A 14,880-nucleotide genomic window follows, 5' to 3' on the forward strand; every position below is an offset into this window, starting at 1 on the left:
TACCCATCGGTAGGTCGGCCCCCTGCAGGGGCCCGCCGCGAGCGTGCGAGCGGTGGGGGGCACGGGGACCCCTTCCTCAGAAGAGGCGGGCCGAGGGGTCGTCGGTCCCCTTGAGCACGGCGTAGTCGACGGTGACGCACTCGATGCCGCGGTCGGCGGCGAGCACCCGGGCCTGCGGCTTGATCTCCTGCGCGGCGAAGACGCCCTTGACCGGGGCCAGCAGCGGGTCGCGGTTGAGCAGCTCCAGGTAGCGGGTCAGCTGCTCGACGCCGTCGATCTCCCCGCGCCGCTTGATCTCCACCGCGATCGTGGTGCCCCCTGCGTCCCGGCACAGCAGGTCGACCGGGCCGATGGCGGTGGGGTACTCGCGGCGGACCAGCGACCAGCCCTCGCCGAAGGTCTCCACGTGCAGGGCCAGCAGCCGCTGCAGCTCGGCCTCGACGCCGTCCTTCTGCAGCCCGGGGTCGACGCCCAGCTCGTGCCGGTGGTCGTGCTCGACCGACTCGATGGTGATCACCAGCTGCTCACCGGCCTTGTTGGTGACCGTCCAGGTGCCCGACCCGTCGGTGAGCTCCTCCTTGAGCGAGCACGGCGGGCTCATCCAGTTCAGCGGCTTGTAGGCGCGGTCGTCGGCGTGGATCGACACCGAGCCGTCGGCCTTCACCAGCAGGAGCCGGGTGGCGAGCGGGAGGTGGGCGGTGAGCCGTCCGATGTAGTCCACGGAGCAGCGGGCGATGACCAGACGCACGGACGGCGACGCTACCGGGTGGAACCGTCGTGGCTCCCGGCGCGTCTGATCAGCGTGACCCGTCTGCCCGCCGTCGTCCCGGTGACCGCCCTCGGCCTGGCGGTGCTGCTGAGCGCCTGCGCGGAGCAGGGCGGCACCGGCGCCGCCCCGACCGGCTCGGAGCCGGCACCGGTGACCCTGCCCGGGGACGCCGACGTGCCGGTGCTGCAGGTGGCGTACACCGGCGGCTTCGTCACCCCGGAGACGCTGGCCGGGCGGCTGCCGGTGGTGGCCGTGTACGCCGACGGCCGGGTGTTCAGCCAGGGCCCGGTGGCCGCGGTCTTCCCCGGTCCGGCGTGGCCCAACGTGCAGGTGCAGCAGGCCGACCCGGGCACCGTCGAGGCGCTGGTCCGCCGCGCGCTGGACGGCGGGGTCGCCGGCACCTCCGACCTGGGCACACCGCCCATCGCCGACGCCGCGTCGACCCGGTTCACCGTCACCACGGCCGAGGGCACCACGGTGCGGGAGGTCTACGCGCTGATGGAGGGCGCCGGGGAGACGACCGGGCTCACCGACCAGCAGCAGGCCGACCGGGCCGAGCTCGCCGAGTTGTTCGGCGAGCTCACCGACCTGCCGGCGACGCTGCCGCCGGAGGGCGAGGCGCCGGCGTCCTACGAGCCGGCCGCGGTGGCCGCACTGGTCCGGCCGTGGACGGCGCCGGACGGCGACCCCGCGCTCGACCCGACGGTCCAGCAGCCCGAGGCGGCCTGGCCGGGGCCGGCGCTGCCCGGTGAGCCGACCGGACCGGGGGTGAGCTGCGTGGTGGCCACCGGGGACCAGGCGCCGGCGGTCACCACGGCGGCGCGGGCGGCCAACCAGCTCACCCCGTGGCGCACCGACGACGGTGCCCGCTGGGCGGTCACCTTCCGGCCGCTGCTGCCGCACGAGACCGGCTGCGCCGACCTCACCGACTGACGCCCTAGTCGGTCCAGACCGGCGGGCGCTTCTCCAGGAACGCGCCCATCCCCTCGCGGGCGCCGGGCAGCTGGCTGGCCGAGGCCATCACCTCGACGGCCACCCCGTAGGCGTCGCGCTCCGGGCGGTCGAGCTGGGCGTACATCGTCGCCTTGCCCCACGCCTTGCTCGCCCGCGAGCCGCGGGTGGCCCGGCCCAGCAGCTCGGCGACCGCCGCGTCCAGGTCGGCGTCGGGCACCACCCGGTTCACCAGCCCCCAGTCCAGCGCCGTCCGGGCGTCGATCACGTCGCCGGTCAGCGCGAGCTCCATCGCCCGCTTGCGGCCCACGTTCCGGGCGATGGCAACCATCGGGGTGTGGCAGAACCAGCCGCCCTTGCCGCCGGGGGCGGCGAAGCCGGCCGACTCGGCCGCGACGGCGAGGTCGCAGGAGGCGACCAGCTGGCAGCCGGCGGCCGTCGCCAGCGCGTGCACCCGGGCGAGCACCACCTGCGGCACGGCCTGCAGGGTCTGCATCAGCTCGGTGCACAGCGCCAGCAGGCTGCGCACCTCGGTGACCGGGCGGCCGGCCACGTCGGCGAAGTCGTGCCCGGCGCTGAACACCGGCCCCTCGCCGGCCAGCACGATGCCGGTGGCGTCGCTCTGCCCGGCCGCGGTGACCGCGGCGAGCAGCTGGGTGAGGTGCTCGCGGGAGAGCGCGTTGCGCCGGGCGGGGCGGGTCATCGTGATGCGCACGGTGTCGCCGTCGCGCTCGGTCCGGGGGGCGCCGTTGCCGTCCATGCCCGACCCCACCACGGCGGACCTGCCGCGGGCAACGTCGTCCTCGGTACGACTCCTGGCGTACACCCGGGTGCGCCCTGGGGTGGATGTGCCGGCCACCGTCGCGGAGCAGGCTCGGGGCATGCCGACCCGGAGCCGACCGTGACCGACGCCGTGCTGGGCTGGGTCCAGGACCTGATGAGCTCGCCCTGGCTGTACCTGGCCCTGTTCGGCCTGGCCGCGCTGGACGGGTTCCTGCCGGTGCTGCCCAGCGAGAGCGTCGTCATCACCGCCGGGGTCTTCGCCGCGACCGGGCAGCCGGACCTGCTCGCCGTCGTCGTGGTGGCGGCGCTGGGCGCCCTCGCCGGCGACCACACCTCCTACCTGTTCGGCCACCTCGCCGGACCCCGGCTGCAGGCCCGCGCCCGGCCCGGCACCCGGCGGCGCCGTGGCCTGGACCGGGCCGACCGGCTGCTGGCCACCCGCGGCGGGGTGCTGCTGGTGACCGCGCGCTACGTGCCCGGCGCCCGGACCGCGCTCACCCTGACCGCCGGTGCGCTCCGCTGGCCGCTGCGCCGGTTCACCCCGTTCGCGGTGCTCGGCGGCGTCACCTGGGCCCTGTGGTCGGCGGGCATCGGGTACGTCGGCGGCCTCGCCTTCGAGGAGGACCCGTTGCTCGGGCTGCTGCTGGGCCTGGGTCTCGCGCTGGGCCTGGCGGCGCTGGGCGAGGGCGTCCGGCACCTGGTGCAGCGGCGGCGGAAGCCCCCGCCCGCGCCGGCCGTCCCCCGCCCGGCCCGGGAGCGCTGCACGTCCGCGGCCTGACGGGGAAGCTGGAGCCGTGGTCCCCGTCGAGCCCGTCACCAGCACCGCCCCGCGTCCCATCGGCCGCACCGTCTTCACCCAGGGCTGGCGGGACGCGACCTTCCTGCACTGGGCCGTCGACCCGGCGCTCGTCGCCCCGCTGCTGCCGCCGGGCACCCGCCCCGACGAGCTGGACGGCGCCAGCTACGTGGGGCTCATCCCCTTCCGGATGCGCCGCATCGGCCTGCTCGGCGCCCCGGGCCTGCCCTACCTGGGCTCCTTCGCCGAGACGAACGTGCGGCTCTACTCGGTGGACGACGACGGCCGGCGCGGCGTCGTGTTCCGGTCGCTGGAGGCCGACCGGCTGCTGCCGGTGCTCGCCGCCCGCTGGGTCGCCCACCTGCCCTACCTGTGGTCGCGGATGCGGATCGAGCGGGACGGCGACCGGGTCACCTACCGCGCCGCCCGCCGCTGGCCCGGTCCGCGGGGAGCCGGTGGCACCGTCGCCGTCCGGGTCGGGGAGCCGCTGGCCGACCCCGGCCCGCTGCCGCTGTTCCTGACCGGCCGCTGGGGACTGCACCAGACCGCGTTCGGCAAGCTCGCCTACTGGCCCAACGAGCACCCCCCGTGGCCGCTGCACGCCGCCGAGCTGCTCGCCCTGGACGACGACCTGGTGGCCGCGGCCGGGCTGCCGACGGTCGGCGGGGCGCCGGACAGCGTGCTGTTCTCCCCCGGCGTGGACGTCCGGTTCGGCCCCCGGCTCGGGTCACCGGGCAGGATCTCCCCCACCACCGACGACCGGCGAACGACGACGTGAGGAGCGCGGACTGATGGAGCCCGTCCGGTTCGGCCTGCTGGGGTACGGCTTCGGCGGGCGGTGGTTCCACGCCCCGCTGCTGGCCGCCGCACCGGAGTGCACCTTCCTGGGCGTGGTGACCACCGCTGCGGAGCGCCGGGAGCTGCTCGGCCGCGAGCACCCCGACGCCACCGCGTTCGGGTCGCTGGCCGAGCTGGCCGCGGCCGGCGCCGAGGCGGTGGCCGTGTCCACCCCGGCGGACACCCACTCCGCGCTCACCGACCAGGCGCTCGACCTCGGGCTGGCCGTCGTCTGCGACAAGCCGTTCGCGCTGGACGCCGCGGCCGCCCGGGCCAGCGCCGAGCGCGCCGCGCGGGCCGGCCTGGTCCTGGTGCCGTACCAGAACCGCCGCTGGGACTCCGACTTCCTCACCGTCCGCTCGCTGGTCGACCGGGGCGAGCTCGGCACGGTCACCCGCTTCGAGTCGCGGTTCGAGCGGTTCACCCCCGACCCCGGCCCCGGTGCCGCCGGCGGCGGGACGCTGCTGGACTTCGGCGCCCACCTGGTCGACCAGGCGCTGGTGCTGCTCGGCCCGGTGGCGACCGTCTACGCCGAGTGGCGGGTGCGGGAGAGCGGCCTGGACGACGACGTCTTCGTCGCCCTCACCCACACCTCCGGCGCCCGCTCGCACCTGTACGGCAGCTGGAGCGAGGGGGCACCCGGCGACCGGTTCCGGGTCACCGGAACCACCGGCAGCTACGTGGTCGGCGGGCCGATGGACGGCCAGGAGGCGGCGCTGGTCTCCGGGCAGACGCCGGCCACGCTCGGCGCCGGCTGGGGGGCCGAGCCGCCGGAGCGGTACGGCCGCGTGCAGCGCGGGGACGCCGCCGAGACGGTGCCCACCGTCCCCGGCGCCTGGGACACCTTCTACCCGGCCGTCGCCGCCGCGGTCCGCGGCACCGGCCCCGTCCCGGTCGACCCGGCGGACGCCGTCGCCAGCCTCACCGTCCTGGACGCCGCGCGCCGCAGCGCGACGGGAGGCGGGGTCGTCCGGATCGGGTGACCGCACGGCTCCCGGACCGGTGGCACACTCGGTCGTGGGCCACCGACCGGCGACCCGAGCCCCCGGGAGGTCCGCTGTGCCGATCGACGCCGGCAGCCTGCACTTCCTGGTCGGACCGGGCATCGCCCTGCTGGCCATCGCCCTGATCGGGCTGTTCCTGCGCTGGGCCTTCGAGTCCGACTCCTCCTCGTCGCGCCCGCGGCCGCGCGAGGAGCTGCTCACCCCGGTGGCCACGCTGACCCGCCGGGAGTCCGCGCTCGCCCTGCGGGCGGTGCTGTCCGACGCCGGCATCCGTTCGACCATCCGCGAGCCGGCCGCCCACCGTGCGGACGTGCTGGTGTTCCCCGAGGACCTCGACCGGGCCCGCGCGCTGGCCCTGTCCTTCGGCGGCCGGTAGCTCAGTCGGGGCGTTCGGTGCGCTCGATCCCGACGCCCACGCCGCGCAGCTGCTCGAGGAAGTCCGGGTAGCCCCGGTCGACGTGCCGCACGTCCTGCACCTCGGTGACCCCGTCGGTGAGCAGCCCGGCGAGCACAAGCCCGGCCCCGGCGCGGATGTCGGTGGCCAGCACCGGTGCGCTGGAGAGCCGCTCGCGGCCGCGGACCACCGCGTGGTGGCCGTCGATGCGCACGTCGGCGCCGAGCCGGACCAGCTCGTTGACGAACATGAACCGGCCCTCGAAGACGTTCTCGGTGATCAGCGCGGTGCCGGTGCTGACCGCGGCCAGCGCGACGGCCATCGGCTGCAGGTCGGTCGGGAAGCCGGGGTAGGGCAGCGTGACGACGTCGACGCCCAGCGGGCGCTCGGCCATGCTCACCCGGACGCCGTCGGGCTGGGGCTCGACGGTGGCGCCGGCGGTGACCAGCTTCTGCAGCGGGACGCTGAGGTGCTCGGCCACGGCCCGCTCGATGACCAGGTCGCCCCGGGTCATCACCGCACCGATCGCCCAGGTGCCGGCGACGATCCGGTCCGGCACGGTCGTGTACTCGACCGGGTGCAGCTCCTGCACGCCCTCGACGGTGATGGTGGAGGTGCCCTCGCCCTCGATCCGGGCGCCCATCGTCACCAGCATCCGGCACAGGTCGACGATCTCCGGCTCGCGTGCGGCGTTGTCCACCACGGTCGTGCCGGTGGCGAGCGCCGCGGCCATCACCAGGTTCTCCGTCGCGCCCACGGACGGGAAGTCCAGCCAGATGGAGGTGCCGACGAGCTGCGGGGCGGTCGCGATCAGGAAGCCGTGCTCGTTGACGACGGTCGCGCCGAGCCGCTCCAGACCGGCGATGTGCATGTCCAGGCCGCGGGAGCCGATGGCGTCACCGCCGGGCAGCGCCACCTTCGCGGTGCCGAGCCGGGCGACCAGCGGGCCCAGCACGCTGATCGAGGCGCGCATCCGGCGGACCAGGTCGTAGTCGGTCTCGCTGGAGGGCTCCTCCGGGACGTCGATGAGCACGCGGCCGCCGCCGCTCGGGCTCCGGCCGGGCTCGAGCGGGTAGCGCTCGAAGGTGACGCCGCAGCCCAGCCGGCGCAGCACCTCGCTCATGATCTCGACGTCGAGGATGTCCGGCACCTCGTCCAACGTCGTCCGGCCGGGGGCGAGCAGCGCGGCGGCCATCAGCTTCAGCGCGCTGTTCTTGGCCCCCGTGACCCGGACGCGGCCGCGCAGCGGCGTGCCACCGGTCACCTCGAAGCAGTCCACCGGGTCACCCTACGGCGGGGTCGCCGCGGGGTCGTACCGCGAGCCGGGCAGCGACGGCGGCGCGGCCGGCCTCCGTCACTACAGTCGGCGGCATGACCGTCCGGCTGACCCGCATCTACACCCGCACCGGTGACGCCGGGCAGACCCACCTCGGCGACATGTCCCGGGTGGCGAAGACCGACCCGCGGCTGGTCGCCTACGCCGACGTGGACGAGACCAACAGCTCGCTCGGCGTGGCGCTGGCGCTCGGCTCCCCGCCCGCCGAGCTGACCGCGCTGCTGCGCAGCGTGCAGAACGACCTGTTCGACGTGGGCGCCGACCTCTCCACGCCGGTGCAGGAGGCCCCGGCGCACCCGCCGCTGCGGATCACCCCCGCCTACACCGAGCGGCTGGAGGCGGCGTGCGACGCCGCCAACGCCGAGCTGCCCGCGCTCACCTCCTTCGTGCTGCCCGGCGGCACCCCGCTGGCCGCCCTGCTGCACACCTCGCGGACGATCGCCCGAAGGGCCGAGCGCAGCGTGTGGGCGCTGCTGGCCGTCGACGGCGAGCGCACCAACGCCGAGACGGCCCGCTACCTCAACCGGCTGTCGGACCTGCTGTTCATCCTCGCCCGGGCCGCCAACCCGGACGGCGACGTCCTCTGGGAGCCCGGCGCGCACAGCGGCGTGCACGCCCAGCGCGCAGCCCGCGCCGACCAGTAGCCGTTCGGCCCCGCTGCAGGGGCCCGCGCCGAGCTCGCGAGGCGTGGGGGGCAGCGGGGTCCTTCGATTCATCGGTCGATCGGCGGGGCCGACTCGATCCAGGAGAGGAAGCCGGTGACCGCGGAGCCGTCCATCGCCAGCTCCTGCCGACCGGCGCCGGTCCGCACGGTGAGGATGACGGTCTCGCACGGCAGCGAGAGGTCGTCGGCGGTGGGCCCGCGCCGGGCCTCGACCTGGAACTGCGAGCGGACCAGCCGCCGGTTCGGGCGCACCGACAGCGACAGCGCCCGGTACCAGAGCAGCGTGTCGCCGGAGTACCAGGCGACGCCGACCGCCCACCGCGGGGCACCGGGGGCGCGCAGCCACATGGTGACCGCGCCCAGGCCGGAGAGCAGGAAGTGCCGGCGCAGCAGGAAGGCCGCGACCAGGGCGACGACCAGCAGCCCCAGGACGACCAGGACGACCGTGGTCACCGGCGGGCGGTCAGCGCGGCGGGGACGGGACGGGCCTGGGTCGTCGGGTCAGTCGTCGCTCAGACGTCCTGACCGACGGCGCGCAGCCGCGACTGGGCGCGACGGGCGGCGGCCAGCGCCTCCGGGTCGTCCCCGTCGGACTCGGCGCGGCGCAGGGCCTCGCGGGCCCGCTCGGCGTCGATCTCGGTGGAGATCTCCGCGGTCTCGGCGAGGATGGACACCCCGCGCTCGGTGACCGAGAGGAAGCCACCGTGGGCGGCGACGACCAGGTCGTCACCGGAGTCGGTGCGGATGGTGACGACGCCACCGGGAGCGAGCTCCCCGAGCAGCGGGGCGTGGCCGGGCAGGACGCCGAGCTCTCCCTCGGTCGTGCGGGCGATGACCATGCGGGCCTCACCGGACCAGATCATCCGCTCCACGGCCACGAGCTCGACCTGCAGGGTCGCCACGACACTCCTCGGGGTCCACCGCCGGCCGGTCAGGCCGACTGTGCGGGGTCACCGGGACGGGACAGCACCCGGCGACAGGGTGCTCCCACTGTAGCGGCGCGCCCGGCGGCGCTCCCCCGCAGCCCCGGCGAGGCGGCTGGACGCCTGCCCACGACACGACCCCGGGCCGCCCGGGACGGCCGGCGGACGCGTCGGCGACCGGCCCGCGCGGAGGCCCTCCCCCGGCGTGCTCAGCTGCGGCGGTAGACGACGGTCCAGCGACCGAGCCGCACCTGCGGGTGCCAGACGACCGAGGACGGCGCCCACTCGACGGTGTCGAACGGCTCATCGTCGGTCTCGACCGGGGCGTACGGCGGCCAGCTCCACTCGAGGGCGTCCGCCGGGAGCACCGCCGGGACGGGGCGCTCGAGCGTCGTCGCCGAGGTCGCCGACCCGCTCCGCCGCAGGACTGCCGTGAGGTCCAACCGGTGCACCGTCGTACTCCCGTGCATGGCGCCCGCCGCTCGGACGCGCTGGTCACGATGATCGGCCCTGCCGGGCCGTTGCTTGAGCGTTCATGCGCACGACCACCCGATCAGGTGGCCGGGACCCACCCGCAGCGGGTCCCGCACCGACCAGAGGCCCCCCGACACCCCGGTGATACACCCCGCCACCGACAGGAACGGCCGGGCACCCCCCGAAAGGAGCACCCGGCCGCCGTGCTGTCGGCCCCGCTGCAGGGTCCCGCGCTGAGCTTGCGAAGCGTGGGGGGCAGCGGGGTCCTTGTTCAGCTCTTCTTGAGCTTGTCGAAGTTCCGCTCGAGGTCCTCGAGGCCACCGCACATGAAGAAGGCCTGCTCGGGGACGTGGTCGTACTCGCCGGACGCGACGGCCTTGAAGGCCTGCAGCGTCTCGCTCAGCGGCACGTAGGAACCCGGCTGCCCGGTGAAGGCCTCCGCGACGAACATGTTCTGGGACAGGAAGCGCTCGATGCGGCGGGCCCGGTTGACGGTGACCTTGTCCTCTTCACCGAGCTCGTCGATGCCGAGGATGGCGATGATGTCCTGCAGCTCCTGGTAGCGCTGCAGGATGCGCTGCACCTCGCGGGCGGTGTCGTAGTGCTCCTGCCCGACGTACTGCGCGTCGAGGATCCGGCTGGTGGAGTCCAGCGGGTCGACGGCCGGGTAGATGCCCTTCTCCGAGATCGGCCGGGAGAGCACCGTCGTCGCGTCGAGGTGGGCGAACGTGGTGTGCGGCGCCGGGTCGGTGATGTCGTCGGCGGGGACGTAGATCGCCTGCAGCGAGGTGATCGACCGGCCACGCGTCGAGGTGATCCGCTCCTGCAGCGTGCCCATCTCGTCGGCCAGGGTCGGCTGGTAGCCCACGGCGGAGGGCATGCGGCCCAGCAGCGTGGAGACCTCGGACCCGGCCTGGGTGAAGCGGAAGATGTTGTCGATGAACAGCAGCACGTCCTGCTGGATCTCGTCGCGGAAGTACTCCGCCATCGTCAGCGCCGAGAGGGCCACCCGCAGCCGGGTGCCCGGCGGCTCGTCCATCTGGCCGAAGACCAGCGCGGTCGAGTTGATGACGCCGGACTCGGTCATCTCGGTGATGAGGTCGTTGCCCTCACGGGTGCGCTCGCCGACGCCGGCGAACACCGAGACGCCACCGAACTCCTGGGCGACGCGGCGGATCATCTCCTGGATGAGCACGGTCTTGCCCACGCCGGCCCCGCCGAACAGGCCGATCTTCCCGCCCTTGACGTAGGGGGTCAGCAGGTCGATGACCTTGATGCCGGTCTCGAGCAGCTCGGTGCGACCCTCGAGCTGGTCGAACTTCGGCGCGTGCCGGTGGATCGTCCAGTGCGGGGCGTCCTCGCCGTAGCCGGGGGTGTCCAGGCACTCGCCGAGCGCGTTGAACACGTGGCCGGTGACGGCCTCGCCGACGGGCACGGAGATGGCCGAGCCGGTGTCGCGGACCTCGGCGCCGCGGACCAGGCCGTCGGTCGGGGCCATCGAGATGGTGCGGACCACGTTGTCACCCAGGTGCTGGGCGACCTCGAGGGTCAGCGTCTTGCCCAGGTCGGCCAGCGTGACCTCGACCTTCAGCGCGTTGAACAGGTCGGGCATCGCGTCGCGGGGGAACTCGACGTCGACGACCGGGCCGGTGACCCGGACGACCCGGCCGCTGCCGGTGGTCTCCTGAGTGCTGGGGCGGTCCTCGGTGACGGTCATCTGTGCTGCTCTCCTGCCCTCGGGCTCGGTCGTTCTGTGTCGTCATTGTCCCCGGTCGCGGCGCGTCGCGCCGCGACCGGGGCGGTGCTCAGTGGTTCGTCGTCGGGATCAGTCGTCGCTGCCGGCGGACACCAGCGCGTCGGCGCCGCCGACGATCTCGCTGATCTCCTGGGTGATCTCCGCCTGGCGGGCCTGGTTCGCCTGCCGGGACAGGTTCTTCGCCAGCTCCTCGGCGTTGTCCGACGCCGACTTCATCGCCCGCCGCCGCGAGGCCGACTCCGAGGCAGCCGCCTCGAGCATCGCCGCGTAGATGCGGGTGGTGACGTACTTCGGCAGCAGCGCGTCCAGCAGCGCCTCGGCCGAGGGCTCGAACTCGTAGGACGTGGGGACCTCGTTGGAGCCGCCCGGCTGGCCGGCCTCGTCGCGGAACTCGTCGACCTCCTCGACCACCAGCGGGGCCATCCGGTTGGCGACGGGGACCTGCGAGAGCAGCGAGCGGAACTCGGTGTAGACGATGTGCAGCTCGTCGACCCCGAGGATCCCGTCGGCACCCGCGCCGCCGTCCTCGTCGTCCTCACCGGCGGTGAAGGCGTCGATGAGCGTGCGGCCCACCGCCTGCGCGTCCTCGTAGCCGGGCTGCTCGGAGAAGCCGGTCCAGGACTCGGCGAACTCGCGGTCGCGGAACCGGTAGTACGTCTCGCCCTTGCGGCCGACGACGTAGAGGACCGGCTCCTTGCCCTCGTTGCGCAGCAGGCCGAGCAGCTCCTCGGTGCGGCGCAGCACGTTGACGTTGTACGAGCCGGCGAAGCCCCGGTCGGAGGTGATGACCAGGACCGCGGCCCGCCGCGCCTCGGGACGCTCGGTGAGCAGCGGGTGGTCCAGGCTGGCCGAGCTGGCCAGCGCGGACAGCACCCGGGTGATCTCCCGGGCGTAGGGCTTGGACGCCTCCACCCGGTTCTGGGCACGCACGATGCGGGCACCGGCGATCAGCTCCTGCGCCGAGAAGATCTTCTTCGTCGACTGCGTGGAGCGGATCCGGCGCCGCAGTGCGCGGAGGGAACCGGCCATGGTCAGGCGCTCCGCTTGACCTGGACGGTCTCCTGGCCACGGTCCTTGGCGTCCATCGCCTCGACGTCGGGGTCCTTGACCTGCAGGGACTCACCGTCCGAGGTGGTGAACTGGCCGTAGAAGGTCTCGACGGCCCGCTCCAGGCTGCCCACGGAGTCGTCGCCGAGCTTCTTGGTGTTCCGGATGTCGTCGAAGATCGTGTTGTCCCCACGCGCGATGAAGTCGAGGAACTCGGCCTCGAAACGCCGCACGTCCGGCACCGGCACCCGGTCCAGCTTGCCGGTGGTGCCCAGCCACAGCGAGACGACCTCGCGCTCGACGGGGAACGGCGAGTACTGGCCCTGCTTGAGCAGCTCGACCAGGCGCTGACCGCGGTCCAGGGTGGCCCGGCTGGAGGCGTCCAGGTCCGAGGAGAACGAGGCGAAGGCCTCCAGCTCGCGGAACTGGGCGAGGTCCAGGCGCAGCCGGCCGGCGACGGACTTCATCGCCTTGATCTGCGCCGAACCACCGACCCGGGACACCGAGACGCCGACGTTGATCGCCGGGCGGACACCGGAGTTGAACAGACCGGTCTCGAGGAAGATCTGCCCGTCGGTGATGGAGATGACGTTGGTCGGGATGTACGCCGAGACGTCGTTGCCCTTGGTCTCGATGAGCGGCAGACCGGTCATCGAGCCCGCGCCGAGCTCGTCGGAGAGCTTCGCGCAGCGCTCCAGCAGGCGGGAGTGCAGGTAGAAGACGTCGCCGGGGTAGGCCTCGCGGCCCGGCGGGCGGCGCAGCAGCAGGGAGACGGCGCGGTAGGCCTCGGCCTGCTTGGACAGGTCGTCGAACACGATGAGGACGTGCTTGCCCTCGTACATCCAGTGCTGGCCGATGGCCGAGCCGGTGTAGGGGGCGATGTACTTGAAGCCGGCCGCCTCGGAGGCGGGGGCGGCCACGATGGTCGTGTACTCCATCGCGCCGGCGTCCTCGAGCGCAGCCTTGGTAGCGGCGATCGTGGAGCCCTTCTGGCCCACCGCCACGTAGATGCAGCGCACCTGCTGGCTCGGGTCGCCCGTCGCCCAGGCCTGCTTCTGGTTGATGATCGTGTCCAGCGCGATGGCGGACTTGCCGGTCTGCCGGTCGCCGATGATCAGCTGGCGCTGGCCCCGGCCGATCGGGGTCATGGCGTCGATCGCCTTGATGCCGGTCTGCATCGGCTCGTGCACCGACTGCCGCTGCACCACGCTGGGCGCCTGCAGCTCCAGGGCGCGGCGGCCGGTCGTCTCCAGCGGGCCGGCGCCGTCGATCGGGTTGCCCAGCGGGTCGACGACGCGGCCGAGGTAGCCGTCACCGACCGCGACCGAGAGGACCTCACCGGTGCGGCGGACCGTCTGGCCCTCCTCGATCCCGGCGAAGTCGCCGAGGATGACGACGCCGACCTCGCGCACGTCGAGGTTCAGCGCCAGGCCGCGCACGCCACCCTCGAACTCGAGCAGCTCGTTGGTCATGACCGAGGGCAGGCCCTCGACCCGGGCGATGCCGTCGCCGGCCTCGGTGACGACACCGACCTCCTCGCGGGAGACGTCCGGGGTGTAGTCGGAGACGTAGTTCTGGATGGCACTGCGGATCTCGTCCGCTGAGATCGTCAGCTCGGCCATGGCTCTCGCGTCCTCTTCTGCTGGGGTGTGACTGGTGCGTGGGGTCGGGCGGGTGGCTGCGCCGGCGGTGCCGTCAGCCGGCCAGCCGCCGGCCGGCGGCCTCGAGTCGGTGGGCGATGCTGCCGTCGATGACCTCGTCGTCGACGCGGATGACCAGACCGCCGAGCACCGCCGGGTCGACCTGGACCTGCAGGCCCATGGTCCGCCCGTAGAGGCGCTCGAGCGTGGTGACCAGGCGCCGCTCCTGCGTGGCGGTGAGCGGGACGGCACTGGTCACGTGCGCGACCGACTGGCCGCGACGGCGGGCCGCCGCGGTGGACAGCCGCTCGATCTCGTTCTCCGCACTGTGCACGTGCGAGCTGGTCAGGGCGTTCCGGACCAGCCGCTCGGTGACCGGGCTGACCTTCCCGGTCAGCAGCCGGTCCAGCAGCGCGGACTTGCCCTCCCGCGACGCCGACCGGTTGCCGAGGATCCGGGCCAGGTCGTCGTCGCCGGCCACGATCCGGCTGAAGCGGAAGAGCTCGTCCTCGACGCTGTCGAGCTCCCCGCGGGCGTCCGCGGCGTCGAGCGCGGCCTCGGTGGCCAGCGTCTCGGTCGCCTCGACCAGGTCCAGCGGCCGGGACCACCGCTGCCGGGCCACGGTCTCGAGCACCTGGAGGGTGTTCTCGGCGACCTTGGCCGACAGCAGCCGGCGGACCAGCCCGGCACGGTCGTCGGGGCGGACCGACGCGTCGGCCAGCGCCCGCCGCAGCGACAGCGTGCCGTCGAGCACGTGCGCGACGGAGAACAGCTCGTCGGCCAGCACGAGGAGCGCGTCGCCGCGGTTGCGGCTGCGCGCGCCGTCGGTCTGCGCGCGCAGCGCCTCCCGCGACGCCTCCATGGCTGCCCGGCTGGAGGCGTGCATCAGCGGGCGTCCTGCGGGACGTAGGCCGAGCTGCCCCCACGACCGTCGCCGGGGGTGGCGCCGGTCGTGGCGGACATGCCGTCGAGGGAGTCGAGGAACCGGTCGACGGTGCCGCTGCGGCGCGCGTCGTCGGCCAGCGACTCACCGACCACGCGGCCGGCGAGGTCGACCGCGAGCGTGCCGATCTGGCCGCGCAGCTCGTTGACGACCTGCTGCCGGCTCGACGCCAGCTGCTCCTCGCCGCGGGCGACGATGCGGGCCGACTCCTCCTGCGCCTGGGCGCGGAGCTCCTCGATGATCTGCTGGCCCTCCGCGCGTGCGGAGTCGCGGATCTGCGCGGCCTCGGTGCGGGCCTCGGCGAGCTGGGCGCGGTACTGCTCCAGCGACGCCTTCGCCTCGGCCTGCATGGCCTCGGCCCGCGCGATGCCGCCCTCGATCGCGTCGCGCCGGGCGACGAAGGCCTTCTCGAACTGCGGTGCGACGAACTTGAACATCACGAACAGCACGATCGCGAAGGCGATCAGGCCGATGATGATCTCGCCCACCGGGGGGATGAGCGGGTTAGCGCTCTCCGCAGCCAGGATGCTCATGGATTACGTCCCTGTCTCGATGTCGGTGAC

17 protein-coding genes are annotated in these 14,880 nt (G+C 74.1%); 6 read left to right on the plus strand and 11 right to left on the minus strand.

All coding sequences use genetic code 11. The annotated features are described in order from the left end of the window. Nucleotides 1–76: 76 nt before the first annotated feature. On the minus strand, nucleotides 77–748 hold the full coding sequence (gene nucS / locus HL054_RS15080) for an endonuclease NucS (protein WP_369139830.1): 672 nt from the start codon (nucleotides 746–748) through the stop codon (nucleotides 77–79). A gap of 54 nt (nucleotides 749–802) precedes the next feature. On the opposite strand from nucS, the gene HL054_RS15085 reads away from it, so the two are divergent. Then, entirely contained in the window at nucleotides 803–1,702 is a 900-nt protein-coding gene (locus HL054_RS15085; protein WP_369139831.1) for a hypothetical protein, read from the plus strand. Between the two features lie 4 nt (nucleotides 1,703–1,706). Here the strand turns inward: HL054_RS15085 and HL054_RS15090 are convergent, their stop codons facing one another. Beyond that, nucleotides 1,707–2,480 (minus strand): enoyl-CoA hydratase-related protein, encoded by a 774-nt coding sequence (locus HL054_RS15090; protein WP_369139832.1) that lies wholly within the window; start codon nucleotides 2,478–2,480, stop codon nucleotides 1,707–1,709. Between the two features lie 141 nt (nucleotides 2,481–2,621). Here HL054_RS15090 and HL054_RS15095 point away from each other — a divergent pair, with 141 nt between their 5' ends. The 4 genes from HL054_RS15095 to HL054_RS15110 all read left to right on the plus strand — a co-directional run bounded on the left by HL054_RS15095 (nucleotide 2,622) and on the right by HL054_RS15110 (nucleotide 5,516). After that, complete coding sequence (locus HL054_RS15095) at nucleotides 2,622–3,281, plus strand: DedA family protein (protein WP_369139833.1); 660 nt, start codon at nucleotides 2,622–2,624, stop codon at nucleotides 3,279–3,281. 16 nt (nucleotides 3,282–3,297) lie between these two features. Next, nucleotides 3,298–4,077 carry a YqjF family protein gene (locus tag HL054_RS15100; RefSeq protein WP_369139834.1) on the plus strand — a complete coding sequence of 260 codons (780 nt, stop codon included), beginning with the start codon at nucleotides 3,298–3,300 and terminating at the stop codon, nucleotides 4,075–4,077. 13 nt (nucleotides 4,078–4,090) lie between these two features. Further along, a complete protein-coding gene (locus HL054_RS15105; protein WP_369139835.1) occupies nucleotides 4,091–5,119 on the plus strand; it encodes a Gfo/Idh/MocA family protein in 1,029 nt (342 codons plus the stop codon). A 76-nt stretch (nucleotides 5,120–5,195) separates the two neighbouring features. Continuing rightward, nucleotides 5,196–5,516: a hypothetical protein gene (locus HL054_RS15110; protein WP_369139836.1), complete on the plus strand. Its 321-nt coding sequence runs from the start codon at nucleotides 5,196–5,198 to the stop codon at nucleotides 5,514–5,516. Nucleotide 5,517: 1 nt separating this feature from the next. On the opposite strand, the gene murA is transcribed toward HL054_RS15110, so the two are convergent. After that, on the minus strand, nucleotides 5,518–6,813 hold the full coding sequence (gene murA, locus HL054_RS15115) for a UDP-N-acetylglucosamine 1-carboxyvinyltransferase (RefSeq protein ID WP_369139837.1): 1,296 nt from the start codon (nucleotides 6,811–6,813) through the stop codon (nucleotides 5,518–5,520). A gap of 92 nt (nucleotides 6,814–6,905) precedes the next feature. On the opposite strand from murA, the gene HL054_RS15120 reads away from it, so the two are divergent. Beyond that, entirely contained in the window at nucleotides 6,906–7,514 is a 609-nt protein-coding gene (locus HL054_RS15120) for a cob(I)yrinic acid a,c-diamide adenosyltransferase (protein ID WP_369139838.1), read from the plus strand. Nucleotides 7,515–7,582: 68 nt separating this feature from the next. Here the strand turns inward: HL054_RS15120 and HL054_RS15125 are convergent, their stop codons facing one another. From HL054_RS15125 to HL054_RS15160, 8 genes are all read right to left on the minus strand, one after another. Beyond that, complete coding sequence (locus HL054_RS15125; RefSeq protein WP_369139839.1) at nucleotides 7,583–7,987, minus strand: DUF2550 domain-containing protein; 405 nt, start codon at nucleotides 7,985–7,987, stop codon at nucleotides 7,583–7,585. Between the two features lie 59 nt (nucleotides 7,988–8,046). Next, entirely contained in the window at nucleotides 8,047–8,436 is a 390-nt protein-coding gene (locus HL054_RS15130) for a F0F1 ATP synthase subunit epsilon (protein WP_369139840.1), read from the minus strand. 230 nt (nucleotides 8,437–8,666) lie between these two features. Then, nucleotides 8,667–8,900, minus strand: a complete 234-nt coding sequence (locus tag HL054_RS15135; RefSeq protein WP_369139841.1) for a hypothetical protein — start codon at nucleotides 8,898–8,900, stop codon at nucleotides 8,667–8,669. 302 nt (nucleotides 8,901–9,202) lie between these two features. Next, the gene (gene atpD, locus HL054_RS15140) at nucleotides 9,203–10,648 is read right to left on the minus strand and encodes a F0F1 ATP synthase subunit beta (protein WP_369139842.1); all 1,446 of its coding nucleotides are present in this window, start codon (nucleotides 10,646–10,648) and stop codon (nucleotides 9,203–9,205) included. A gap of 108 nt (nucleotides 10,649–10,756) precedes the next feature. Then, nucleotides 10,757–11,716, minus strand: a complete 960-nt coding sequence (locus HL054_RS15145) for a F0F1 ATP synthase subunit gamma (RefSeq protein ID WP_369139843.1) — start codon at nucleotides 11,714–11,716, stop codon at nucleotides 10,757–10,759. A 2-nt stretch (nucleotides 11,717–11,718) separates the two neighbouring features. After that, nucleotides 11,719–13,356, minus strand: a complete 1,638-nt coding sequence (gene atpA, locus HL054_RS15150; RefSeq protein WP_369139844.1) for a F0F1 ATP synthase subunit alpha — start codon at nucleotides 13,354–13,356, stop codon at nucleotides 11,719–11,721. Nucleotides 13,357–13,429: 73 nt separating this feature from the next. Beyond that, complete coding sequence (locus HL054_RS15155) at nucleotides 13,430–14,260, minus strand: F0F1 ATP synthase subunit delta (RefSeq protein ID WP_369139845.1); 831 nt, start codon at nucleotides 14,258–14,260, stop codon at nucleotides 13,430–13,432. Continuing rightward, nucleotides 14,260–14,850: a F0F1 ATP synthase subunit B gene (locus HL054_RS15160; protein ID WP_369139846.1), complete on the minus strand. Its 591-nt coding sequence runs from the start codon at nucleotides 14,848–14,850 to the stop codon at nucleotides 14,260–14,262. The genes HL054_RS15155 and HL054_RS15160 overlap by 1 nt, the downstream gene beginning before the upstream one ends. Between the last annotated feature and the right edge of the window lie 30 nt (nucleotides 14,851–14,880).

Source organism: Modestobacter versicolor, assembly GCF_041028285.1.
In the GTDB taxonomy this organism is placed as follows: Bacteria; Actinomycetota; Actinomycetes; order Mycobacteriales; family Geodermatophilaceae; genus Modestobacter; species Modestobacter versicolor_A.

Bases quoted from the DNA above. Each gene is read 5' to 3' on its own strand.
- atpA (WP_369139844.1), bottom strand. From the start codon at position 13,356: ATGGCCGAGCTGACGATCTCAGCGGACGAGATCCGCAGTGCCATCCAG.
- HL054_RS15120 (WP_369139838.1), top strand. From the start codon at position 6,906: ATGACCGTCCGGCTGACCCGCATCTACACCCGCACCGGTGACGCCGGG.
- HL054_RS15105 (WP_369139835.1), top strand. From the start codon at position 4,091: ATGGAGCCCGTCCGGTTCGGCCTGCTGGGGTACGGCTTCGGCGGGCGG.
- HL054_RS15155 (WP_369139845.1), bottom strand. From the start codon at position 14,260: ATGCACGCCTCCAGCCGGGCAGCCATGGAGGCGTCGCGGGAGGCGCTG.
- HL054_RS15160 (WP_369139846.1), bottom strand. From the start codon at position 14,850: ATGAGCATCCTGGCTGCGGAGAGCGCTAACCCGCTCATCCCCCCGGTG.
- HL054_RS15145 (WP_369139843.1), bottom strand. From the start codon at position 11,716: ATGGCCGGTTCCCTCCGCGCACTGCGGCGCCGGATCCGCTCCACGCAG.
- atpD (WP_369139842.1), bottom strand. From the start codon at position 10,648: ATGACCGTCACCGAGGACCGCCCCAGCACTCAGGAGACCACCGGCAGC.
- HL054_RS15090 (WP_369139832.1), bottom strand. From the start codon at position 2,480: ATGGACGGCAACGGCGCCCCCCGGACCGAGCGCGACGGCGACACCGTG.